Origin of the sequence: Halobacillus dabanensis (genome assembly GCF_900114165.1) — a bacterium.
Lineage (GTDB): Bacteria > Bacillota > Bacilli > Bacillales > Halobacillaceae > Halobacillus > Halobacillus dabanensis.
Genome location: NZ_FOSB01000007.1, coordinates 51,287 through 72,708, shown reverse-complemented (window position 1 = coordinate 72,708; position 21,422 = coordinate 51,287). Strand labels below are relative to the sequence as shown.

The 21,422-nt window shown below is 42.5% G+C and carries 21 protein-coding genes and 1 riboswitch; of the genes, 15 read left to right on the top strand and 6 right to left on the bottom strand.

Translation table 11 applies throughout. From position 1 onward, the window contains the following. Positions 1-46: 46 nt before the first annotated feature. The 4 genes from BMZ58_RS13010 to BMZ58_RS12995 all read right to left on the bottom strand — a co-directional run bounded on the left by BMZ58_RS13010 (position 47) and on the right by BMZ58_RS12995 (position 3,435). Complete coding sequence (locus BMZ58_RS13010) at positions 47-952, bottom strand: sensor histidine kinase (protein ID WP_075036995.1); 906 nt, start codon at positions 950-952, stop codon at positions 47-49. Between the two features lie 22 nt (positions 953-974). Next, a complete protein-coding gene (locus BMZ58_RS13005; RefSeq protein WP_075036994.1) occupies positions 975-1,724 on the bottom strand; it encodes an ABC transporter permease in 750 nt (249 codons plus the stop codon). After that, positions 1,717-2,640, bottom strand: a complete 924-nt coding sequence (locus BMZ58_RS13000) for an ATP-binding cassette domain-containing protein (protein ID WP_075036993.1) — start codon at positions 2,638-2,640, stop codon at positions 1,717-1,719. The genes BMZ58_RS13005 and BMZ58_RS13000 overlap by 8 nt, the downstream gene beginning before the upstream one ends. Before the next feature lie 105 nt (positions 2,641-2,745). Then, complete coding sequence (locus BMZ58_RS12995) at positions 2,746-3,435, bottom strand: response regulator transcription factor (RefSeq protein ID WP_075036992.1); 690 nt, start codon at positions 3,433-3,435, stop codon at positions 2,746-2,748. 264 nt (positions 3,436-3,699) lie between these two features. On the opposite strand from BMZ58_RS12995, the gene BMZ58_RS12990 reads away from it, so the two are divergent. The 14 genes from BMZ58_RS12990 (at position 3,700) to BMZ58_RS12925 (ending at position 17,760) form a co-directional block, all read left to right on the top strand. Then, the gene (locus tag BMZ58_RS12990; protein ID WP_075036991.1) at positions 3,700-4,962 is read left to right on the top strand and encodes an MFS transporter; all 1,263 of its coding nucleotides are present in this window, start codon (positions 3,700-3,702) and stop codon (positions 4,960-4,962) included. Continuing rightward, positions 4,916-5,539: a TetR/AcrR family transcriptional regulator gene (locus tag BMZ58_RS12985; RefSeq protein WP_075036990.1), complete on the top strand. Its 624-nt coding sequence runs from the start codon at positions 4,916-4,918 to the stop codon at positions 5,537-5,539. The genes BMZ58_RS12990 and BMZ58_RS12985 overlap by 47 nt, the downstream gene beginning before the upstream one ends. Before the next feature lie 341 nt (positions 5,540-5,880). Then, a riboswitch (SAM riboswitch) is annotated at positions 5,881-5,983 on the top strand. Positions 5,984-6,083: 100 nt separating this feature from the next. Next, positions 6,084-7,205, top strand: coding sequence for a 5-methyltetrahydropteroyltriglutamate--homocysteine S-methyltransferase (locus BMZ58_RS12980; RefSeq protein WP_075036989.1), 1,122 nt, complete (start codon positions 6,084-6,086; stop codon positions 7,203-7,205). 121 nt (positions 7,206-7,326) lie between these two features. Then, positions 7,327-8,316 carry an aldo/keto reductase gene (locus BMZ58_RS12975; RefSeq protein ID WP_075036988.1) on the top strand — a complete coding sequence of 330 codons (990 nt, stop codon included), beginning with the start codon at positions 7,327-7,329 and terminating at the stop codon, positions 8,314-8,316. Between the two features lie 267 nt (positions 8,317-8,583). Beyond that, the gene (locus BMZ58_RS12970; protein WP_075036987.1) at positions 8,584-9,582 is read left to right on the top strand and encodes a LacI family DNA-binding transcriptional regulator; all 999 of its coding nucleotides are present in this window, start codon (positions 8,584-8,586) and stop codon (positions 9,580-9,582) included. A 62-nt stretch (positions 9,583-9,644) separates the two neighbouring features. Continuing rightward, positions 9,645-10,598: a sugar kinase gene (locus BMZ58_RS12965; RefSeq protein ID WP_075036986.1), complete on the top strand. Its 954-nt coding sequence runs from the start codon at positions 9,645-9,647 to the stop codon at positions 10,596-10,598. Positions 10,599-10,606: 8 nt separating this feature from the next. Further along, a complete protein-coding gene (gene hxlA, locus BMZ58_RS12960; protein ID WP_075036985.1) occupies positions 10,607-11,263 on the top strand; it encodes a 3-hexulose-6-phosphate synthase in 657 nt (218 codons plus the stop codon). Beyond that, positions 11,232-11,786, top strand: a complete 555-nt coding sequence (gene hxlB, locus BMZ58_RS12955) for a 6-phospho-3-hexuloisomerase (RefSeq protein WP_075036984.1) — start codon at positions 11,232-11,234, stop codon at positions 11,784-11,786. Before hxlA ends, hxlB begins: the two co-directional genes overlap by 32 nt. Positions 11,787-12,013: 227 nt before the next feature. Further along, positions 12,014-13,039 carry a TRAP transporter substrate-binding protein gene (locus BMZ58_RS12950; protein ID WP_075036983.1) on the top strand — a complete coding sequence of 342 codons (1,026 nt, stop codon included), beginning with the start codon at positions 12,014-12,016 and terminating at the stop codon, positions 13,037-13,039. Between the two features lie 75 nt (positions 13,040-13,114). Then, on the top strand, positions 13,115-13,591 hold the full coding sequence (locus BMZ58_RS12945; RefSeq protein ID WP_075036982.1) for a TRAP transporter small permease: 477 nt from the start codon (positions 13,115-13,117) through the stop codon (positions 13,589-13,591). After that, positions 13,588-14,877 carry a TRAP transporter large permease gene (locus BMZ58_RS12940; RefSeq protein WP_075036981.1) on the top strand — a complete coding sequence of 430 codons (1,290 nt, stop codon included), beginning with the start codon at positions 13,588-13,590 and terminating at the stop codon, positions 14,875-14,877. The genes BMZ58_RS12945 and BMZ58_RS12940 overlap by 4 nt, the downstream gene beginning before the upstream one ends. 359 nt (positions 14,878-15,236) lie before the next feature. Continuing rightward, complete coding sequence (locus tag BMZ58_RS12935; RefSeq protein WP_075036980.1) at positions 15,237-16,109, top strand: AraC family transcriptional regulator; 873 nt, start codon at positions 15,237-15,239, stop codon at positions 16,107-16,109. Between the two features lie 234 nt (positions 16,110-16,343). After that, entirely contained in the window at positions 16,344-17,213 is an 870-nt protein-coding gene (locus BMZ58_RS12930) for an SDR family oxidoreductase (RefSeq protein ID WP_075037152.1), read from the top strand. Positions 17,214-17,232: 19 nt separating this feature from the next. Continuing rightward, positions 17,233-17,760, top strand: a complete 528-nt coding sequence (locus tag BMZ58_RS12925; RefSeq protein WP_075036979.1) for a cupin domain-containing protein — start codon at positions 17,233-17,235, stop codon at positions 17,758-17,760. Between the two features lie 115 nt (positions 17,761-17,875). On the opposite strand, the gene ahpF is transcribed toward BMZ58_RS12925, so the two are convergent. Further along, positions 17,876-19,411: an alkyl hydroperoxide reductase subunit F gene (gene ahpF / locus BMZ58_RS12920; RefSeq protein WP_075036978.1), complete on the bottom strand. Its 1,536-nt coding sequence runs from the start codon at positions 19,409-19,411 to the stop codon at positions 17,876-17,878. 14 nt (positions 19,412-19,425) lie between these two features. Then, positions 19,426-19,992, bottom strand: a complete 567-nt coding sequence (gene ahpC, locus BMZ58_RS12915) for an alkyl hydroperoxide reductase subunit C (RefSeq protein ID WP_075036977.1) — start codon at positions 19,990-19,992, stop codon at positions 19,426-19,428. 336 nt (positions 19,993-20,328) lie between these two features. On the opposite strand from ahpC, the gene BMZ58_RS12910 reads away from it, so the two are divergent. Further along, on the top strand, positions 20,329-21,156 hold the full coding sequence (locus tag BMZ58_RS12910; protein ID WP_075036976.1) for a PRD domain-containing protein: 828 nt from the start codon (positions 20,329-20,331) through the stop codon (positions 21,154-21,156). Positions 21,157-21,422: the final 266 nt, after the last annotated feature.

The following is a 21,422-nucleotide window of genomic DNA, read 5'->3' as shown; positions in this document are numbered from 1 at the left end:
AGCAGAAACTTTGGAAGAGGGGGAGGGGAGAAGGAAGGAGCTGACTTTAAGAGTGTTCCTTCCATTCACACCGCATTATAATTTGAGTCCCCTTTAACTCCGCTGTTAGGTTCCCGTTCATTTTTTCCATAAGGCTTTTGGCTATCGGTAAACCGAGTCCTGTCCCCTTTTTAGTCCTTGTATGGTCGGCTTTATAAAAACGATCAAATAAATGGGGGAGATCCTGTTCCTCGAAATGATTCGCAGAGTTACAGACATTCAGGTAAATGGATTGATTTTCTTGGCTTAACTGAATAGTTACATGGCCTGTAGAATACCTGAGGGCATTCATCGTTAAGTTCTCAATCACCCGTTTGACCGCAGATGGATCGGCATAAATGAATAGGTCCTCCTCTGGCGTGTGTATATCAGGTGTCAGATTTCTTTGATTAAATTCTTCATAAAATCCTAATAGCACATCGAGGGCTAATGAATTTAATTCAACCCTTTCGTACTTTAACGGGTAATCCATCTGCTCGATTAGCGATAACTCAAAAAAGTCCTCGAGCAGTACTTTTAATCTTTTCGCGCTATTTTTAATAATACCTGTATATTCATGTTTTAATTCTTTAGTGATTTCATCGGACTCCAGGAACTGTATGTAGCCGAGAATGGAAGTCATAGGTGTACGGATGTCATGTGAAATATAGGAAATCGCCTGTTTTAGTTCGTTTTCAGATGAGCGCTTTTCAGCCTGTGCATTTTTTGTTAAATCGATTTGTCTATTGATTTCTTCAGCAAGTTTCTCCAGATCTTTGTCATAGAAGTGAATATTTATTTTCTTAGAGGTTATTTCTCTGTTGATTTCGTAGAGTTGCAGTGCTGTTCTTTTAATTTCCTTCTTCAGGAAATAGTGACGGATGAGCAGGAAGATCAATACCAATAGAATCAATACTGTTAATAAAAACGTCATCTTGCTCACCCACTTTCTTTTCTTACTTGATTTCTTTCTTATAGAAAAGGATGCTGCCTATGAGTCCAGATCCGAGAAATGTCAATAGGGGGACGAGGGTCATTGTCACCCATTCACTAGTATTGAGCTGACTTGCATTAGTTATATCATAAACGAGTCTGAAGACCGAATTATGAATGACAGGTTCAAAGAACGGAACTTTTGCAGCTAACACCTGCAAGGGCCAATCAACTAATAAGAACAACAAAAGCAAAAATCCTATCGTTTTACCGCTATCCGTGAAAATCGTTGCGAAAATCATCATGATTGAAGCAAAGCCCGCCCCATAAAACGCAATCAAACTGACCGTCTGTAAATAGAATGTCAGTGAAGGCATCTCATTAAAGCCGAAATAAATAGCACTGGCTCCCGTCATGATGAGAGGTAATATTAATGAGAGAATTACTGCCCCGACAGAAAACATAATTAATTTAGCAAAATAAACCCGAATCCTGCTATTACCAGAAGAGACGATGCTTTTCATCGTGCCGAGCGAGTATTCACTCGTAATAAAGAACCCGGCAAGAATGCTTGGAATGAGCTTTATGATGTCTGTGTGAACGCTGAGAACGGTGTTCAGGTAGTAGCCCCTGATCGTAGGAAGACCTGGCTGATTTCCATCGAACTCCAAAAGCGGGAATAGTAGAGCGACGGTCGTTAAGAGAATGGCTAAGACACGAAACGATTGATCATTCTTCAATTTGAACCATTCGGATTTGAGGAGGTTACCCATGTTGGACACCCCCGATCCGGTGGGAAAAATAAGTCTCTAAGTCTTCCCCCATAAGCATGAGTTCTTCAATGACCAATCCTTGCTGGACAAGAGTTTGAGAGACTTCTCCGGGGGGATTAATAGGATCGAACATTTTAATAGAGCCATTAGGCATCACTTCAAAGTTGGTCGTTTTAAAGTGACTTTCTAACACAGTAGCAGCTTTGTTTGGATCGTTCACCTTAATATGCAAGTATTGTTGACACTTTTCATTCAATTCCTTTAATGATAACTGTTCAATCAACTTTCCATTATGAATAATTCCATAATGGGTAGCCAATAAATGTAATTCGCTTAATATGTGGCTTGAAATTAAAATGGTAATGTCGTGTTCTTCGTTAAGTTTTCTTAATAAACTTCGTATTTCTACGACTCCCATAGGGTCTAGCCCGTTGATGGGTTCATCAAGAATAAGGAACTCCGGATCGCCCAATAAAGCAATAGCGATGCCCAATCGCTGCTTCATCCCTAAAGAAAAGTTTTTAGCCTTTTTCTTCCCTGTATTCTGTAAACCTACGAGCATCAGGGTTTTTTCAATGCATTCTTTCCCGGGGATTCCCTTTAAAAGACGGTGGGCTTCTAAGTTTTCAGCGGCTGTCATGTTAGGGTATAAAGCTGGACCCTCTATAATGGTGCCTATTCTTTTTCTAGTTTGTATTAAGGCCCGTTCACTCGTGTCCCCAAATAACTCAAGGGAACCTGCTGTCGGCCTGGCAAGTCCGCATACCAACCGGATCAAGGTAGATTTACCGGCACCGTTTTGACCGATAAAACCGTATATGGCTCCTTTTTTAATGGAAATATTCACTTTATCAAGCGCCATCGTACTCTTGTATTTCTTAGATAAGTGGTTGGTTTTAAGTACATATTCATTCATATCGTTTTCCTCCTTGTCTCCCTATTCAAAAGCGATTATTGTTGCACACTTTTCACTATAAGGAGAAAAACATAAGAAAGTATAAAGGGAATCCTTAAGAAAACATTAAGTTTTCAATGTGTAGCCCATTCCCCAAACCGTTTCTATATATTCTTCAGAAGGGTCCGCAGTTGAGAGTTTACTCCTTAAGTTACTCATATGGACATTGATGGTATTATCATCTCCATAATACTTCTCTTTCCACACACTTTCGAACAGATTGGCTTTTGTAAATACTTTTTTGGGGGAGGAAAGAAGTAATACTAAAATGTTATATTCCCGGGCTGTTAAAGACAGATCCTTGCCATGTAACCAGGCCTTCTGAAGGTCAGTATCGAGGACAAGGTTTTTATGACGGAACTCACTAGATTCCTGGTCCGTCATCCTTTGATATCTTCTTAAGCAGGAATCGATTCTGGCAGAGACCTCCTCCACATCAAATGGTTTTGTAATATAGTCATCGGCTCCTGCCCTTAGAGTATCTACTTTCGTTTGAGTCTCTTGTTTAGCCGAGATAATGATGACTGGAGTAGGCTTTTCTCCATTTACCTTTTTGAGGATTTCTTCACCGGAAAGTCCAGGAAGCATGAGATCCAGTAAGACCATGTCCCATTGTTGTTGATCTATATAAATCGTTGCCTCTGTTCCTGAGTAGGCAGGTTTTGGAGTATAACCATTTTTTTTGATGATATTACAAAGTAATCGATTGATGTCGCTATCGTCTTCCACCACTAGTATGCTTTTCGGAACAGTCATCTATTTCCACTCCCCTTTTCTACAATCTTCTTTTCTTACAGGAATAGACCTAATTATAATTTAACAAATGAGAATATGGAATTGGAGGCTTCCAATGAGTATGCCGAATCCCAGGATCAGGAAGTAAGAAACCAGGAGTTTTTATTATTGATTTCATGACCATGATCAATTTTAAAAATACAGTTGCAAAACGACATCGGTGTCGATATAATGAAAGTAATAAAACGACACAGGTGTCGATTTAATGGGAGAGGGGCTCATCATATGAAACGTTTAATGAAAAACAAAGGGTACATGACACTGATGTCGGCACAGGCGATTTCCAGTATTGGTGATTGGCTTAGTATTGTTGCGATTATTACGCTTGTCGGGTTGAAATGGAATGCCTCACCGCTTCAGGTTTCATTCGTCTTCCTTTGCCTGGCAGTACCGATGGCGTTGTTCGGACCTGTAGCTGGTATCATAGCTGACCGTTTCAGCAGGAAAACGCTTATGATTGCATCTGATGTTGTAAGAGCAGCTTTAATTTTGGTTTTGACCATCGCTACATCCCTTTGGATGGTGTACGCGACATTGCTTACTATCGGAATCTTCTCTGCATTATTCATACCCGCAAAAAACGGTAAGCTCAAAGAAGTGGTCGCAGAAGAAGACATGAAGGGGGCGATGTCGATCACCTCGATGATCGATTCGTCAACAAAGATTCTCGGCCCACTTATAAGCGGCTTGCTTGTTACTGTATTCGGGGCCCAGCAAGTGTTCATCATCGACTCGGCTACGTTCCTTGTTTCCGCTGTCATCCTTTTATTTATTCCGAATGCCGTTCGTTTGGAAACTCTGGATGAGGAAAAAGAAGAAAGCTCGTTCAAGCAAGAGTTCGTTCTCGGTTTTTCTTTTCTTAAATCGAGCCGTTTTATGATGACCGGTTTGATCCTGGTGGGGCTCAGCCTCTTGATACTTCAATCAGCAGATTCCCAGTTGATCGTCTTGATCAGAGAATTGTCGTACGCTTCTCCTGATTTATTCGGCTACCTTGTGACAGGATCTGGCTTTGGCATGTTCCTCGCTGGTTTTCTTTTAGCCAAAAAGACGGACTATAAAGCATACCCGCTCATGCTTCTTGGTGTCTGTGGAATCGGCGCTAGTTTTGGTATTATGGGATTACTCACCCACTACGACCTTAGTTATTCGATCATTTGGGGACCTGCATTAGGATTTACCGCCGGATTCTCGGCAAGTCTGATTTTTGTCCCTTTCCAGGCCACTGTTCAAGTGAACACGCCTGTCCATATGACCGGCCGTGTGTTCGGTGTTATCAATAGTGTAATGACAACAGCAACCATCATCGGCCCTCTTCTTGGAGGATGGATTGCCACAATCATCGGTGTCATACCGACCTTCACAATTACAGCAAGTCTTTTAATCTTTGTATCTCTCATTGGATGGATGACAAAACGAAAAGTTGAACGGGGGAATGCAGATGTCTCCAAGAGTAAGCAAGGAGCACCTGAAGCAACGACGAGCTGATATTATGGAAGCAGCCACCAAAGTCTTCATCGAACATGGTTATGAACATACGACCATGAAGCATATCATGGAAGCTGCAGGTGTCAGTCGCGGAGGACTCTATCAGTATTTTTCAAACAAAGAAGATTTGTTCGAAGCCCTTTTGGAAGAGGGGCTTAGTGAAGAAGCAATTACCACTGGGGTTTCACTTGAAAAAGGGGGCTCTCACTGGACATTGCTGATGCAGCTGATGTTCGGAGAAGACGGCAATCCAGATACGGAAATGGACCCCCTCGCTCCGAGCAAGCTTGAATTTTTCATCACCGGACGTAATGACATGCGGCGTCGTGCTTATGGAGAAAAACGTTATGAGAAGGGTCTCCAAATTTATAATGAAATCATAAAAGCCGGTCAAGAATCCGGGGAATTCAGTGATCACTATGACAGCGAGTTGATAGCAAGGTCACTGATTACATTTGTCGATGGGCTGGCCCTGGATCACGCGATTCTACCGGAAGAGAAAGTGAAATTAAAAGAGCAATCTGCTTTGTTTGTTGATTATTTGAAGATGGCATTAGGTGTGTCCTCCTCATCGTGAGGGGGATTTTTTGATTTTAATTAAGCAGGCGTTTAAAACCAATTTTAATAGTACTACGACCGTCATCAGAAATCAAAACTGTGGAAATCTATAATGTACTGGTGGTTAAACTCAATAGACAAATTTGTAATTGTGTTTGAGGGAAGGGAGAATCTATGGTTATCACAAAAACCAAAATAGAGGGGGTTTTTTCGGCTTTAGAAAGCCTTTTTTCTTTTATGGGTGGTATTTGTTAGTGGTAAATATAATAAATCTAAAATTTATGACAAAAAATGGTCGGAATTCACTGTCAATTCTGCTATCATTCCTATATAGTAATATTTAATAACAATATACATAATTTCTTATCCAGAAAGGTGGAGGGACTGGCCCGATGAAACCTTAGCAGCAGACTTTAAAGAAGTACTGTGCTAATTCCAGAAGCGATTGGCTTGTAGATAAGAAGAGAAATGCTCTGTACATTATTCAGCCCCTCTTCTTATAAGAAGAGGGGCTGTTTTCGTTTCATGGAGTATGACAAATCCAAAGGGAAGAAGGGGTAAACATGTCTGTAACAACAAAAAAGAATGTGAAGAGAGCACCATTTAAAGGAGATCACGTAGGGAGTTTCCTGCGTCCAGAACGACTGAAAGCGGCCCGTACAAAACGAGCTAATGGAGAAATCACAGAACAGGAATTACGTCAGATAGAAGACGAAGAGATTGTTAAATTGGTAGAAAAGCAAAAAGAAGCGGGGGTGAAAGCTGTGACAGACGGAGATTTCCGTCGTAGTTGGTGGCACTTTGATTTTCTGGAAGGTTTAGATGGTGTGGAGGGCTATGAGGCAGACAGTGGTCTGAAATTTGACGGAGTCGAAACGAAAGCGCGAGGAATCAAAATCACTGGAAAAGTAGGATTTACTGATCATGTGATGATTGAACATTTCCGTTTTCTTAAAGGAATTGCCGGCGATTCGGTTGCTAAATTAACCATACCAAGTCCGAATATGCTTTTCTTCCGTGCGAAACGTGAAGAAGGAATTTATGAGAGTGATGAAGTCCTCGTCGACGATTTGGTCACGGCCTATCAAGGATTCATTGAGAGAATATATGAGGAAGGCTGCCGCTACCTGCAACTGGATGATACTTCATGGGCGACATTTTTTTCGGAGGAAGGCCGTGCTTCCATTGAAGAGAAAGGACATAATCCGGAAAAAGTCGCTGAACTGTGTGCCCGTGCAATCAATGAATCGATTGCCAACAGACCAGAAGACATGCTCGTCACGATGCATATCTGCCGCGGCAATTTTCGCTCCACATTCATGACGAGTGGCAGCTATGAGGCTCTTTCGGAAACAATTTTCGGAGGATTGGATGTCGATGGTTTATTCTTGGAGTTTGATGATGACCGCTCGGGCGGCTTTGAGCCTCTACGTCATGTAAACCGTACAGATCTCTCCATTGTACTCGGACTAATCACCTCAAAATTCGGGGAACTGGAAGACCCGGAAAAAGTGAAAGCTAGGATTCAGGAAGCTGCTAGTTATGTGTCGTTGGATCAGCTTTGTCTTAGTCCACAATGCGGATTTGCTTCTACGGAAGAAGGAAATGAAATCACGGAAGAACAACAATGGGCAAAAGTACGCCATGTCGTAAACATTGCCGAGGAAGTGTGGCAGGAAGGTTGAATGTGCTTTGAGTAAGGCCTATGCATCTGCGCGGTTCATTGGGCAGATCTTTGAGAATGTTTCATCTTTATAATAGTTGGATATACAACTATATGTGTGTGATTAAAGGAGGAATAGACTCATGAAATCATTAGAAAATGCACTGAAACATAAAGTAGGTATGGGTACAGCACCTTTAGGAAATATGTTTCGGGACGTTCCGGAAGAAGAGGCACGAGAAACGCTTCAAACCGCTTGGAATCAAGGCGTTCGTTATTTCGATACGGCCCCTTTTTATGGGGCTGGTTTAGCGGAGATGCGTGTAGGTGACGTGTTATCCCAATATAACCGTGATGACTACGTGCTAAGCACCAAAGTCGGCCGTTATATGACCGAAGAAACGGAGAGAAATGAGGAAGGCTTGTTTGAACATGGACGTAATAATAAAGTCATTACCGATTACTCAGAAGAAGCGACGAAGAGATCAATCGAACAAAGTCTGGACCGCTTGAAAACAGACCGCTTAGACATGGTCTTCGTTCATGATGTTTCTCCTGATTTTCATGGAGATGAATGGACCGCGAAGTTTGAAGAAGCTAGAAAAGGAGCCTTCCGTGTGTTATCCCGTCTGCGTGAAGAAGGCGTCATCCGCTCCTGGGGGCTGGGTGTCAATACGACGGAGCCGATCGAACTCGCGATGGAGCTTGAGGAAACAAGGCCGGATGTCTGCCTGTCCGCCACTCAATACACCTTGATTCAGCACGACAAAGCCTTACAGCGTATGATGGTAAAAGCGGAAGAGAAAGATGTGGATATTGTCGTTGGCAGCCCTTATAATTCCGGTGTCTTGCTTGGCGGTGATCATTTCAACTATGAAAAAGCAGGGGACGACATAATCACCCATGTTAATCAACTGAAGGAAATTGGCCAAAAATACAATGTTCCTTTGAAAGCAGCTGCCCTGCAATTCTCAACGGCCCATCCAGCAGTGAAATCAGTTATTCCTGGTTCCACACGGCCGGATCGAATTAAGGAAGATCTAGAAATGATTCAAAGAGACATCCCGAAAGAATTTTGGGAGGAGCTTGTAAGTAAAGGTTTTGTTTCGTCAGAAGCTCCTTTGCCAGTTTAATAAATGATGGATGAAGAAAAGGAAGGAGGCCGTTAATTTGGTCTCCTTCCTTTTTATCCGATGCTTTAATTCGCTTATAGAGTGGGTGGCATTAGAAAGTCTTTAAGAAGAAATTTAGTCATTTAACAACTGTTACTAAAGCATTCTTTAAAACAGGGTGAAAAATATAGTTATCAGCCCCTTGTAAAACGCTTTCATATAGTCTACAATACTACTAAATCGATTTACTAAACCGATTTAGTAACAATAGAAATGTGGAGATTATTTATGAAAAACGTAACAATTGCCGATGTAGCAGAACAGGCAGAAGTTTCGAAAAGCACAGTATCACAATATTTAAACAAACGTTATGACTACATGGGAGAGAAAACTAAGCAGCGTATTCAAGATGCGATTGAAAAATTGGGATACCAGCCTAATATCGTTGCGCGAAGCTTAAAACAGAAGTCGACAAAGACAATTGGTGTTATTGTGGCGAACATTTTACACAATTTCACCACAGAGGTGACGCGGGCGATTGAGGATGTATGTCATACTTCCGACTTTCACACGATTATCTGTAACGCTGATGATGACCCAGTGAAAGAGAAGCATTATATAGAAATGCTCCGTGCGAAACAGGTGGACGGGTTGATTGTTTTCCCGACAGGGGACAACAAAGATTTATATCAAAAAATGTTGGACAGTTCGTACCCGGTTGTTTTTATGGATAGAAATTTAGAAGAAATGGACATTCCAGCTATCATGCTTCATAACGAAAAAGCGGCTGCTCTTGCTGTTGAGCACTTTGTGGAAAAAGGTTATCGCCGAATAGGGATGATAACCACTTCCATACTGAATCACACTACCCCTAGGAAAGAGAGAGTGGAAGGGTATAAGAAAGCATTACAAAAATATGATATACCGATTCAAACCGATTACCTTATTAGTGTAGAGTCTCAAAGCGTTCAAGCAGAATTAGAGGAGCTGCTTCACTTGGAAAGGGCTCCAGAAGCAATTCTTGCGGGGAATGACTTAGTTCTAATTGAAATCCTTAAATTTGCAAAATTAAATGGATACCGGATTCCGGATGACCTTGCCGTAATCGGCATTGATGATGTATCTTTTGCCAGTTTTTATGTTCCAGCGATTACGACCGTAGCCCAGCCGACTTTCAAGATGGGGAAAGCAGCAGCAGAAATGCTTCTGAAGAAAATCCAAAAACAGAAAACAGAGAATACATCTTTGCGGTTTGAACCAACGTTGATGATCAGGGATTCTGTATAAAAAACATCTGTTGCTCTCAACAGTACTATTGACAATGTAGAAAAAGAAAAGGGGGAAGAAGGATGAAGGATGTTTTAACCATTGGTGATGCCATGATCACGTTCGACCCAACTAGAAATGGTCCCTTACGAAATGTCCACTCATTTGAAAGGAAGGCAGGAGGTGCAGAGTTCAATTTTGCCATTGGCTGTGCTCGCCTTGGCCTTAATACTGGATGGATCAGTCGTCTCGGTAATGATGAATTTGGAAAGTATATCCGTAATTTTGCCAGAGGGGAAGGGATTGACGTTTCGGCTGTTAAGCTTGTGGATGGGTATCCGACTTCTCTTAACTTCAAGGAAATCCGTGAAGATGGCAGTGGAAGTACTTTTTACTACCGAGCAGATTCTCCAACGAAGACATTGACAGAACAAACACTGGATGTGGATGCGATAAGGCAAACAAAAATCCTTCATATCACAGGCGTCTTTGCAGCTATTGACCCAGAGAAAAATCTGAGGTTATTAAAGAGGGCGGTTACAATTGCCAAAGATAATGGCGCCCTTGTATCGTTTGACCCCAATATTCGACTTAAACTATGGGATCGAGAGAAAGCTCAAAAGTCATTGTCACAGCTTCTCCCTTATGTGGACATCATCCTGACGGGTGTCGAGGAAGCAGAGCTTCTTTTCGGTGTTAACCAGTCAGACAAAATTGTTGCTGCATGTGAACGATATGGGATATCCACGGTCGCTATCAAGCAAGGAGAGAAGGGAGCCTTTGGCAGCATGGGCGGTCTATCCTTGATGGTCCCTCCACGCCCTCCGAAGAAAGTCGTTGATACCGTTGGGGCGGGCGATGGATTTAATGCCGGGTTTATTTATGGGATGCTTCAAGGATGGTCCCTAGAGAGAACTCTTCATTTTGCCAATACGATTGGGTCGATGGTCGTTAGTGTTTATGGAGATAATGAAGGACTACCAGAGCTTGGTGAAGTACTCGTACAGCTAGGCGAAAGAGAATACGTCGAAAGGTAGGGATAAGGATGAATTTGCAGCTTGCTTTAGACCGGATGTCTAGAGAGGATTGCTTCCAGGCGATTGAGGATACGAAGGAGTCCATTGACTGGATAGAGGTCGGCACAGGGGTAATTAAGGAGTATGGAATGGAGATAGTCAGGGAGATAAAGAAAGCGTTTCCGCATAAGACGCTAGTTGCTGATATGAAAACATGTGATGCTGGAAAACATGAGGCAGTGCAAGCATTTGAAGCGGGAGCAGATATCACTACTGTGATGTCCTTTTCTGCAGACCAGACGATTAAAGATACCTTGAAAGTTGCGGAGGATTTCCATGGGAGAATAATGATTGATTTGCTTGGCGTAAAGGATGAGGCTCGCATTCGCGAACTTTCTGACATCGGAGTTGATCTAGTCAGTCTGCACTTCGGTAAGGATATGCAGGAAACAGGCGAGATGCAGGAGGAAGATTTATTTACCCTTGTTAAACATTATCCCCATTTACAAGTGGCGGTGGCAGGTGGAATTAACCTTGGATCCCTTCCATCGATACTCGACCACCGGCCAGATACGCTGATTGTTGGGAGTGGCATTACAAAAAGCTCAGACCGTCAGGATACAGCCGTGAAAATGAAAGGAATGATAACAAACTATGAAGCAAACGATTCAAACCGTCAGCGATGAAATCCAGCACGTGCTCTCTAATATAGAAGAAGACCAGGCGGAAGAGCTCGCTAACCATCTTCTTTCTGCTAAAAGGATTTTCGTATCAGGAGAGGGGCGGTCAGGATTGATGGGGAAAGCTTTTGCCATGAGACTGATGCATGCAGGGTTTACCGTCTATGTTACAGGCGAGACGATAACACCAAGTATCGAAAAGGGAGATTTGCTAGTTGTAATCTCCGGTTCAGGTTCTACAAAATCCCTACATCAATTTGCTTTAAGCGCCAAAGAAGCGGGTGCTGTGATAGCAGCTGTTACCACCAATCCGAAATCTGCCATAGCAGAAGAAAGCAATTTGACACTGGTTGTTCCAGCAGCCACAAAAAAGCGATTGCAGGAAGAACCAGACACGATTCAGCCCCTTGGTAATCAGTTTGATCAATCTGTTCATCTGATGCTTGATGCGGTAATCATTTATGCTGTTAAACAGCAGGAAGGTCACACTCACGAACAAATGGCAAAACGACACGCTAATTTGGAATAAGAGGGACAATCTATAAATCTGTTAGATCGTCTGACAGAGGAGCAAGCCATTTCTCTGATCAGAAAGGCAGAGGAAGTGAATTCCCCCTATTACAGAGACACTTGTTAGTGAGGAGATACAACTATTATATGGCGCAATCGTATATGGAAAAAAGCTATATAGCTGTTTAAGGGGTAGTTTCCATTTAATTGTAAGCGGATTCAATTATAAATGAGGAGGAATAAATGATGAAAAAGTCTTTATCACTTTTGCTAGTTATGATGATTGCAGGTGTATTGGCATTGACAGGATGCGGTGGGGACGACGAAGCTAGTGGAGCTTCTGGAGATGGGAAACTGAAAATAGTCGCCGCTCACAACCAGACCTCCCCTGAAAACCCTTATCAGATTGGGATGGAAGCATTTAAAGAATCTGCAGAGAGTTCGGATGCCAATATTGAAGTAGAAGTACACGCAGGTACATTAGGAACAAGTGAGTCGGAGCTCGTTGAAAAGTTAAAGCTCGGTGCGGCAGATGTCGTGCTGGTTTCTCCAGGATTCATGACCAAAACGGGAATAGACGAAATCGATCTTTTCGCACTTCCATATGTATTCGAGAACTATGATCACTGGGAAAATGTCGTGGATGGAGAAGTAGGTGAAGAGATGGCCAGCATCATTAATGAAAAATCAAACAATGATTTTAAATTGCTAGGCTACTGGTCAGCAGGGGTTCGCCATTATTACGGCAAAAAGCCTCTGGAGTCTATGGATGATTTGGAAGGAGTGAAGTACCGTACTCAAACCTCCGGTGCAATCGCTGACTATTGGGAGCAGACGGGAGCCGTACCGACTTCTGTAGCCTGGGGCGAATTATACCAGGGACTTCAACAGGGCGTTGTCGATGCTTCTGAAAACTCTTACCCTTACTTTGTTCAGGAAAACCACCATAAGACAGATAACGGAAAATTTGTGACAGAAACAGCGCACGATTACACAACTCGCTTTTTATTAATCAATGGCAAGAAATTTGAAAACTATTCAGAGGAACAAAAGGAAGCAATCATGAAAGCAGCAGAAGCTTCTGTCCAAAAAGAACGTGAAGCAGTTAATAAACAGGAAGAAGAATACAAGCAGCAGGCTATTGATGATGGTGCGGAAGTGAACGATATAAATCGTCAGCCATTTATAGATCTGGCTAAACCGCTTATTGAAAAACGTGCGGAAGAAATCGGAGCTCAAGACCTTTTGGACAAAATTAATGAATTGAAATAAGAGAAGCAAAAAGACGGGGGGTACCGCCGTGGTGCCCTTCCCTTTTCACTTCTTTAATTAGGAGGTTTTATAACAGTGATTAAATGGCTTGAACGAATTCAGTTAACAATCGGAGTCCTGTTTCTCATCACTTTTTTTATCACTATTGTCATCCAAGTACTCACACGATTTACAGGGATCTCAGCGATTTGGACAGAAGAAGTAGCGACCTATTCTTTTATCTGGTCTGTATTCATGGGAGCTGCGGTCATGCTGAATAGACGAGAGCACTTCCAATTTGACTTCCTATTGAAGAAGTTAAAAGGAAAGGGTAAAAACAGTCTTTACCTCGTCAATGATTTGATTTTACTAGTATTCACTTTCGGCATCTTTTATTTCGGTATCCAGGCGGTTCAAAACTTCTGGGGCTATGAATGGGTCTCTTTGGAGTTTATGAAGATGGGATATGTTTGGATTTCTGTCCCGATCATGGGAGCTACCATGTTTATTTACACGCTTGCCCATATTTTTCGAAATGTTAAAAACTTCAACACAGAGGAGGTTGCAGAATGATCGGGCCATTATTAGTCGTGTTATTCATCTTATTGATGATCATCGGAATTCCGATTGCGTTTGTTATTGGAATTGTTGCTATGATAGGTATTTTCAATGTTCCTTATATTCCTGAAGTTACGGTTCCAGTCAAAATGCTGAACGGCCTAGATTCCTTTGTTCTGTTGGCTGTGCCACTATTCATCTTGGCAGCTAACTTGATGAACAGTGGTCAGATTTCTCAAAAATTGATTGACTTTTCATTATCACTTGTGGGGCATATCCGTGGAGGACTTGCTCATGCTAACATTCTCGTATCAATGCTGTTTGCCGGGGTTTCCGGTGCTTCACAGGCAGATACAGCGGGTGTCGGGAAGATTTTGATTCCGAACATGAAAAAACAGGGGTACGATACCGGGACAGCTGTCGGGGTCACGGCTGCCTCTTCAACAATCGGGGTCATCATTCCACCAAGTATTCCTATGATCATTTATGCTGGACTGACGAATGTTTCGGTTGGGGCTCTTTTTCTCGTAGGAATCATCCCTGGTATTCTTATAGGTTTGAGTATGATGGTGATCGTCTATCTCCTTGCATTAAAACGAGACTACCCAACCTATCAAAGAGCATCGATGTCCAACTTCATTAAACAGTTCTTGGACACTATTCCGGCGCTAATGACACCTGTCATTCTGATCGGTGGAATCATTACAGGTATTTTTACTGCCACAGAAGCAGCCGCCTTTGCTTCGATCTATACCGTTATTGTCGGTATGTTTTACTATAAGACATTGAAGGTTAAGGATTTTCCTAAGATTTTCGTAGATACGTTGACACTAAGCTCCTTATCATTGTTTGCTTTGGCAGCAGCTAATGCTCTGGGTGAATTGATGAGTTACTATCAATTGTCCGTTTGGGCAGAACAGTTCTTCGCCAATAACATTGACAGCAAATGGATTTTCTTATTGATCATCATCGGATTCTTCCTTTTCGTAGGAACATTTATGGATGCTATTCCTGCAATGATTTTGTTTATTCCGGTCGTGCTTCCCGTTGCAATTACGTTTGATGTCAGTCCGATTTTACTAGGCATCATTACGATCATGACGTTAGCTGTTGGACTTGTTACACCGCCGTATGGACTATGTTTACTGTTGGCCGCTAAAATCGGCAGGCTTCCGATTGAAAGGTCATTCAAATCTGTGCTTCCGTATATTACGGTGGTAGTTGTCGTCCTGCTTGCCGTTACTTTTATTCCGAGCATTGCTTTTTATGTTCCGGAAATGATCAATCCAAATCTATTTTAGGACTCTGCTCTTCCTTTAGGGGAAGAGCATTTTTTTTAAATGTATCCCTTTGGTTCCAAGTGATTTCTTTGTAATTTACCTCAATCGGGGGTGATGGGTTCATACGGTACCATAAAATTTTGAGATCTAGGAGCAATAAAGGCGGTGGGTGGGTATATAAAGAGTTCCGATTTGCTTTAGGGATAGTAAATATTTGACCTTTATCTACCGCTTTAATTCGCTAATAGATTGGGGCGGGCTCAAAAATAATGAAGAAAGTACATATATTTACTGGTAATGATAATCCTACATAACCGTGCACAGAAAGTCGGGAGGAATATTCATGCTCCTGTTACGATAAAGGAGAAGGAGGTCAGAGGATGGATATGCTTAAGACCATGAATGATGCCATGAATTATTTAGAAGATAACCTTACAGAAACTATTGATTTCAAGATGGCAGCGAGGATAGCGCATTGTTCTGAATATCATTTTAAACGAATGTTTTCTTTCCTTGCCGGTATGACATTATCTGAATACATCCGCAGAAGACGCTTTAGCCTTGCTGCGTTCGAACTTTATAATAGTAAAGTGAAAATCGTGGATGTTGCGTTGAAATATGGCTATCATTCACCAGATTCGTTTACCAGGGCTTTTCAACATTTTCATGGGGTGACACCCTCTGAAGCTAGAAATAGTGATAAACCATTGAAAGCTTACCCCCCAATGACCTTCCAATTATCCATAAGAGGAGGGAATGAAATGAACTATCGAATCGAACAAAAAGATGCTTTTCGATTAGTGGGGATTATGAAAAGAGTGCCAATTATTTTCGGAGGAGAAAATCCGGAGATCACAAAGATGTGGAAATCTTTAACAAAAGGGTGTGTGGATGAATTAAAGCAACTCTCCAATGTTGAACCAAAAGGAATGATTCAAGCATCCACAAACTTTTCGGAAGGACGAATGGAAGAGAAAGGGGAGCTTGATCAATATATCGGTGTAGCTACGACAAAAGAGTGCCCCGAAGATTTTACAGTTCTAGAAGTGCCTGCTTTAACATGGGCCAAATTCGAATCGGAAGGGCCTTTCCCGGATACACTGCAGGAAACTTGGGGCAGAATTTACTCTGAGTGGTTTTCATCCTCTAATTACGAAGTAGCTGAAGGGCCTGAAATGTTATCCATTAAAAGTAAAGATCTTTCCGCGTCATCGGTGAAAAGTGAAATTTGGATACCTGTAAGAAAAAAATAAATGTACGACAGGTTGTTTCTCCATAAAAAAGACGTCATTGCTATTAAAGCAGGACGTCTTTTTTTCAATAAGAAAGCTGTATTCTCAATTGCTTGTTGTAGAGGTGTTACATGTGGGGGCCCCTTTCGTTTTATCGAAATTTCCTATGCATCCGGTTACAAGTGTTTACAAACACAAAAGGTGAGGTATTCCTTCTACATAGACAAAATGATTAAAGATAAAGGAGAATGCGAAATGGATATTAATAAACGCCAGGTCGGCGGTCAACCGAAACAGACTCAAGCGAGACAGCCAGGGATAGAGTCTGAAATGGATCCTCTTCCTGTTCAGCCGCTTGATTACAAAGGAAGTGAGAAGCTCCTAGACCAGGTCGCTCTGATCACAGGCGGAGATAGTGGAATTGGACGTGCGGTCGCAATTGCTTATGCGAAAGAAGGGGCCAATGTGGCCATTAACTATCTAAACGAAGAAGAGAGTGACGCCCAACAGACGAAGGAATGGGTCGAGCAGGAAGGCGTAAAATGCTTTTTGATGCCAGGAGATATCACCGAGGAAGAAACATGCAAGGAGCTAATTGAGAAAACGGTGGATCACTTCGGCCAGCTCGATATACTGGTGAACAACGCGGCGGTCCAATATCCGACGGAAGACCTTCAAGACATTTCCTTTGAACAATGGGATAAGACGTTCAAAACGAATATCTACTCCATCTTCCATTTGACTAAGTTTGCGCTGCCGCATTTGAAAGAAGGGAATTCCATCATCAATACTACTTCCGTTAACCCTTATAAAGGGAATCCGGCTCTTATTGATTATACGTCTACAAAAGGTGCTATCGTCGGCTTTACCCGCAGCATGGCAGCCAATCTCGTGGAAGAAGGAATCCGTGTCAATATGGTGGCACCGGGTCCGATCTGGACACCACTGATTCCCTCCACATTCGATGAAGAGAAGGTTGGCGAGTTTGGTACCGATACCCCGATGAACCGTCCTGGTCAGCCTTCAGAGTTGATAGGTCCATATGTGTTGTTAGCTTCAAAAGAAGGTTCTTATATGACTGGTCAGTGCATTCATGTCAATGGTGGCCAGATTATGACCTCGTAGAATAAGGTGGTGATTTGGCATGTATTTGAATGAATTACCTGAACGGGAAGTCCAACGGAAAGTTAATGAATATTTTCAGAAGGCAGATGTAATCTTGAGTGATGAGGAGATTCAATCGATCGAGGTGAATGATTTCGGTCTCAATCGGTTGGATGAGGTAGGTCTGCAATTGTTTATCTATATCAATACTGACCGCTACTGTGCGAAGGAATGGGTGTTATTTCCGCGTCAAACTTGTCCGGAACACTTGCACCCGCCGGTGACAGACGGGGATCCCGGCAAGGAGGAAACATTTCGAGTGAAATTCGGTACGGTTTACTTGTACGTAGAAGGAGAGCCGACCGAACACCCTAAAGTTCAGCCACCGGAGCGAGATCAAGAATATTTTACAGCAGCCCATGAAATCATCCTTACAGCGGGCGATCAATATACAATCCCTCCGAATACCAGGCACTGGTTTCAGGCCGGGGAGGCAGGAGCTGTGACTACGGAGTATTCGTCTCCAAGCACCGATGAACATGATCTATTCACACATGCAAATATATAAAAATAAACAGCAGGGCTCTTCATGGGCCCTGCTTTACTATTGTTGGCTATGAGCCATGAAAAAATCCCGGATTTGGCTTGAACAAATCCGGGATTTTTAGTAATCTATGAACCTATTAGTTACGAATCAAATAATCAAATGCACCGAGAGAAGCATTGGCTCCATCCCCCATTGAAATGATGATTTGATTGTGCGGGCTGTCGGTAACATCACCGGCAGCAAATAAACCAGGGACGCTTGTTGCTCCGCGTTTATCTGTGATGATTTCACCGATGCGGTTTCTCTCAACTGACTCATCCAACCATTCCGTGTTCGGTACAAGACCGATTTGGACAAAGACCCCTTCAAGGTCGACGTGTTGTTCTTCACCAGATGCACGGTCGATATATGTGATTCCGTTCACATTATCATCACCAGTGATTTCTGTTGTTTGTGCATTCGTTTTAACATCGACATTCGGGAGGCTATTCAAACGCTCTTGTAAGACTTCATCAGCTTTCAATTCGCCTGCGAACTCAAGTACAGTCACATTCTGAACGATGCCTGCAAGGTCGATTGCTGCTTCGACACCAGAGTTCCCTCCACCGATCACTGCAACGTCTTTGCCTTCGAACAATGGACCATCACAGTGCGGGCAATACGCGACACCTTTGTTCTTGAACTCTTCTTCGCCAGGAACGCCGATTTGACGCCAGCGTGCCCCTGTGGAGATGATGACGGTTTTACTCTTCAGTACACCACCATTGTCGAGTTCCAATTCGAACATGTTGTCGTCGTTCTTTTGCAAGCTTTTCGCACGCTGCAAATTCATGATATCGATCTCATAATCCTTGACGTGTTCTTCGAGGCTTGCTGCAAACTTCGGTCCTTCCGTGCTTTTTACACTGATGAAGTTTTCAATCGTCATCGTATCAAGAACCTGACCGCCAAAGCGTTCGGCAACGATTCCGGTACGAATACCTTTACGCGCAGAATAAATAGCTGCACTCGCACCTGCAGGTCCACCACCAATAACAAGAACATCGTATGGATCACGGTTGGTGAATTCCTCTGGAGATGGTCCTTCACTGATTTTCGCAACAATTTCCTCAAGTGTCGTGCGTCCTCCACTGAAGAATTCTCCATTAAGATAAACAGATGGAACTGCCATGACGTTGTTGTTTTCCGCTTCTTCTTTGAATGCTGCACCGTCGATCATTGTGTGCGTAATACCAGGGTTCAGCACGCTCATGATATTCAGAGCCTGAACGACATCCGGACAGTTATGGCAGCTTAAGCTGACATAGGTTTCGAAATGGAACTCACCGGAAATGTTTTTGATCTGATCGATCATCGTATCGTCGATTTTTGGTGCTCTGCCACTCACTTGCAGTAAAGCAAGTACAAGGGACGTGAATTCATGACCAAGCGGAACGCCGGCAAACGTGACACCTGTTTCTTCTTGAGGACGGTTCACACTGAAGCTTGGTGTGCGTTTCATTTCTTTATTTTGTACAGTAATTTTAGGTGACATGGATGCAAGCTCATCCGTGAGAGCCAGCATGTCACGGGAGACTTTATCGTCTCCCGCGCTGACTTTCAGTTCGATGTCACCTTCTAAAAGCTTTAGATACTCTTCTAATTGTGCTTTTATTTGTGCATCGAGGACCATTGATGTTTCACTCCTTAAATTTTGCCGACTAGATCAAGGCTTGGCGTAAGTGTTTCTTCGCCTTCTTCCCATTTCGCTGGGCAAACTTCGCCTGGGTTGTTGCGTACATATTGAGCGGCTTTGATTTTACCGACAAGGTTGTCTGCATCGCGGCCGATTCCGCCTGCGTTGATTTCTACTGTTTGGATGACGCCGTCTGGGTCGATAACGAAAGTACCGCGATCAGCTAGGCCGTCTTCTTCGTTCAATACGTCGAACTGACGGGATAGTTGCTGAGATGGGTCACCGATCATTGGATATTTGATTTTGTTGATTTTTTCAGAGCTGTCATGCCAGCCTTTGTGTACGAAGTGTGTATCTGTAGAAACAGAGTAAACTTCTACACCTAGTTCTTTCAGTGTTTCGTAATTATTTTGAAGGTCTTCCAATTCTGTTGGGCAAACGAATGAAAAGTCTGCCGGGTAGAAGCAAACAACGCTCCATTGACCTTTGAAATCTTGTTCTGTTACATCGATGAAATCTTGACCATCTTTGAATGCTTTTGCCTGGAATGGTTGTACTTCTTTTCCGATTAGAGACATAGTAGAATTCCTCCTGTAATGTTTGTAAGCAGCGTATGTTTACGCAGCTTTTTATAATAATTCTAATTCAGTAACCATTATTATATAAAATCTAATGTTTGTCAACAAAGACACAAATCTGTCGAAAATTAGGTCCACATCAGGAAATTATATTATTCATGAATAATGGGGACTGGTGGTTACTGATGGCAAATGTGCTGAATATTTCTTCTCTCTTCTTTAATAGGCTGGCTAAACGGCTTTTTTCTATTCAGACAGGAATAAACCAATATCATATCTTCAAGGCAGCTCTTCGTGGTAATATCTAAGAAGTAATGATTCAACCGGAGGGCTAGCATGCGTATTTTTAGAATTTTGAACAATAACGCTGTCGTTGTCTATGATGGATCCCAAGAAAAAATCGTGATGGGCAAGGGAATCGCCTTTCAAAAAAAGCGTAACGACATTGTACCGAAAAGTAAAGTAGAAAAGGTTTTCCTCTTGCGCGATAAGTCATCAGAGAAGTTCCAACAAATCTTAGCGACGCTGCCTGAGAAACATATTGACATTGCAGAGCGTATCATCAGCCATGCAGAGGGATATTTAGAGGCGCCGCTAAATGATCATATTCATATCGCTTTGACGGACCACTTATCCTTTGCGCTTGAGAGGCTCGAGCAAGGATTCCCTATTCAAAATAAATTGACGAATGAAATTAAGTTCCTTTATAAAAAAGAATTCGATGTCGGGATGTGGGCTAAGGAGGAGATAAAGAAAGAACTGGGGGTCGATATTCCAATGGATGAAGTCGCTCATATCGCTCTCCACGTCCATACTGCTAAGATGGACTCACCATCCATGAGTGAATCCCTTCAAACGGCGACGGTACTCCGTGATTTCGTTGAGAAAGTCGAAGAGACCGTAGGAATTACAATTGAGGATACGAGTATTAACTATCAGCGATTGATCACTCATCTGCGTTTTGCCTTGAATAGAGTCGAGGAAGGCAGTAACTTTGAACCGATTGATGAAGATATGCTCGATTTAATTCAAACAAAGTATAAAGAAGCTTATGAAACATCGGCTGAGGTAGCGCGGTATTTAAAAGAAGAATACGGGATTACTTTTCCAGATTCCGAGATCGCCTACATCGCTTTGCACATTCAACGGCTTTTAAGGGCATAAAGGGAAACGTCCGAATTTCACCCACCTCCTTGAGAGGAATACTCACGGTCTCTGAGCTCAGAGGGGCAGACAGTGCAAGAAAAATTTTGTGATAAAAGCGTTGACGGTAACGCTTACATGATATAGACTAAGAAGTGTTAAAAGCTTAATATTGTAGGATTGTTACTGTTTAAGCAGGCAAGACCTAAAATGTGTAGAGTGACAGAGGTAACTCGTGTATTCGACTTACCTGTGCGTACTGTGCGCGTTTTAGGTCTTTTTTATTG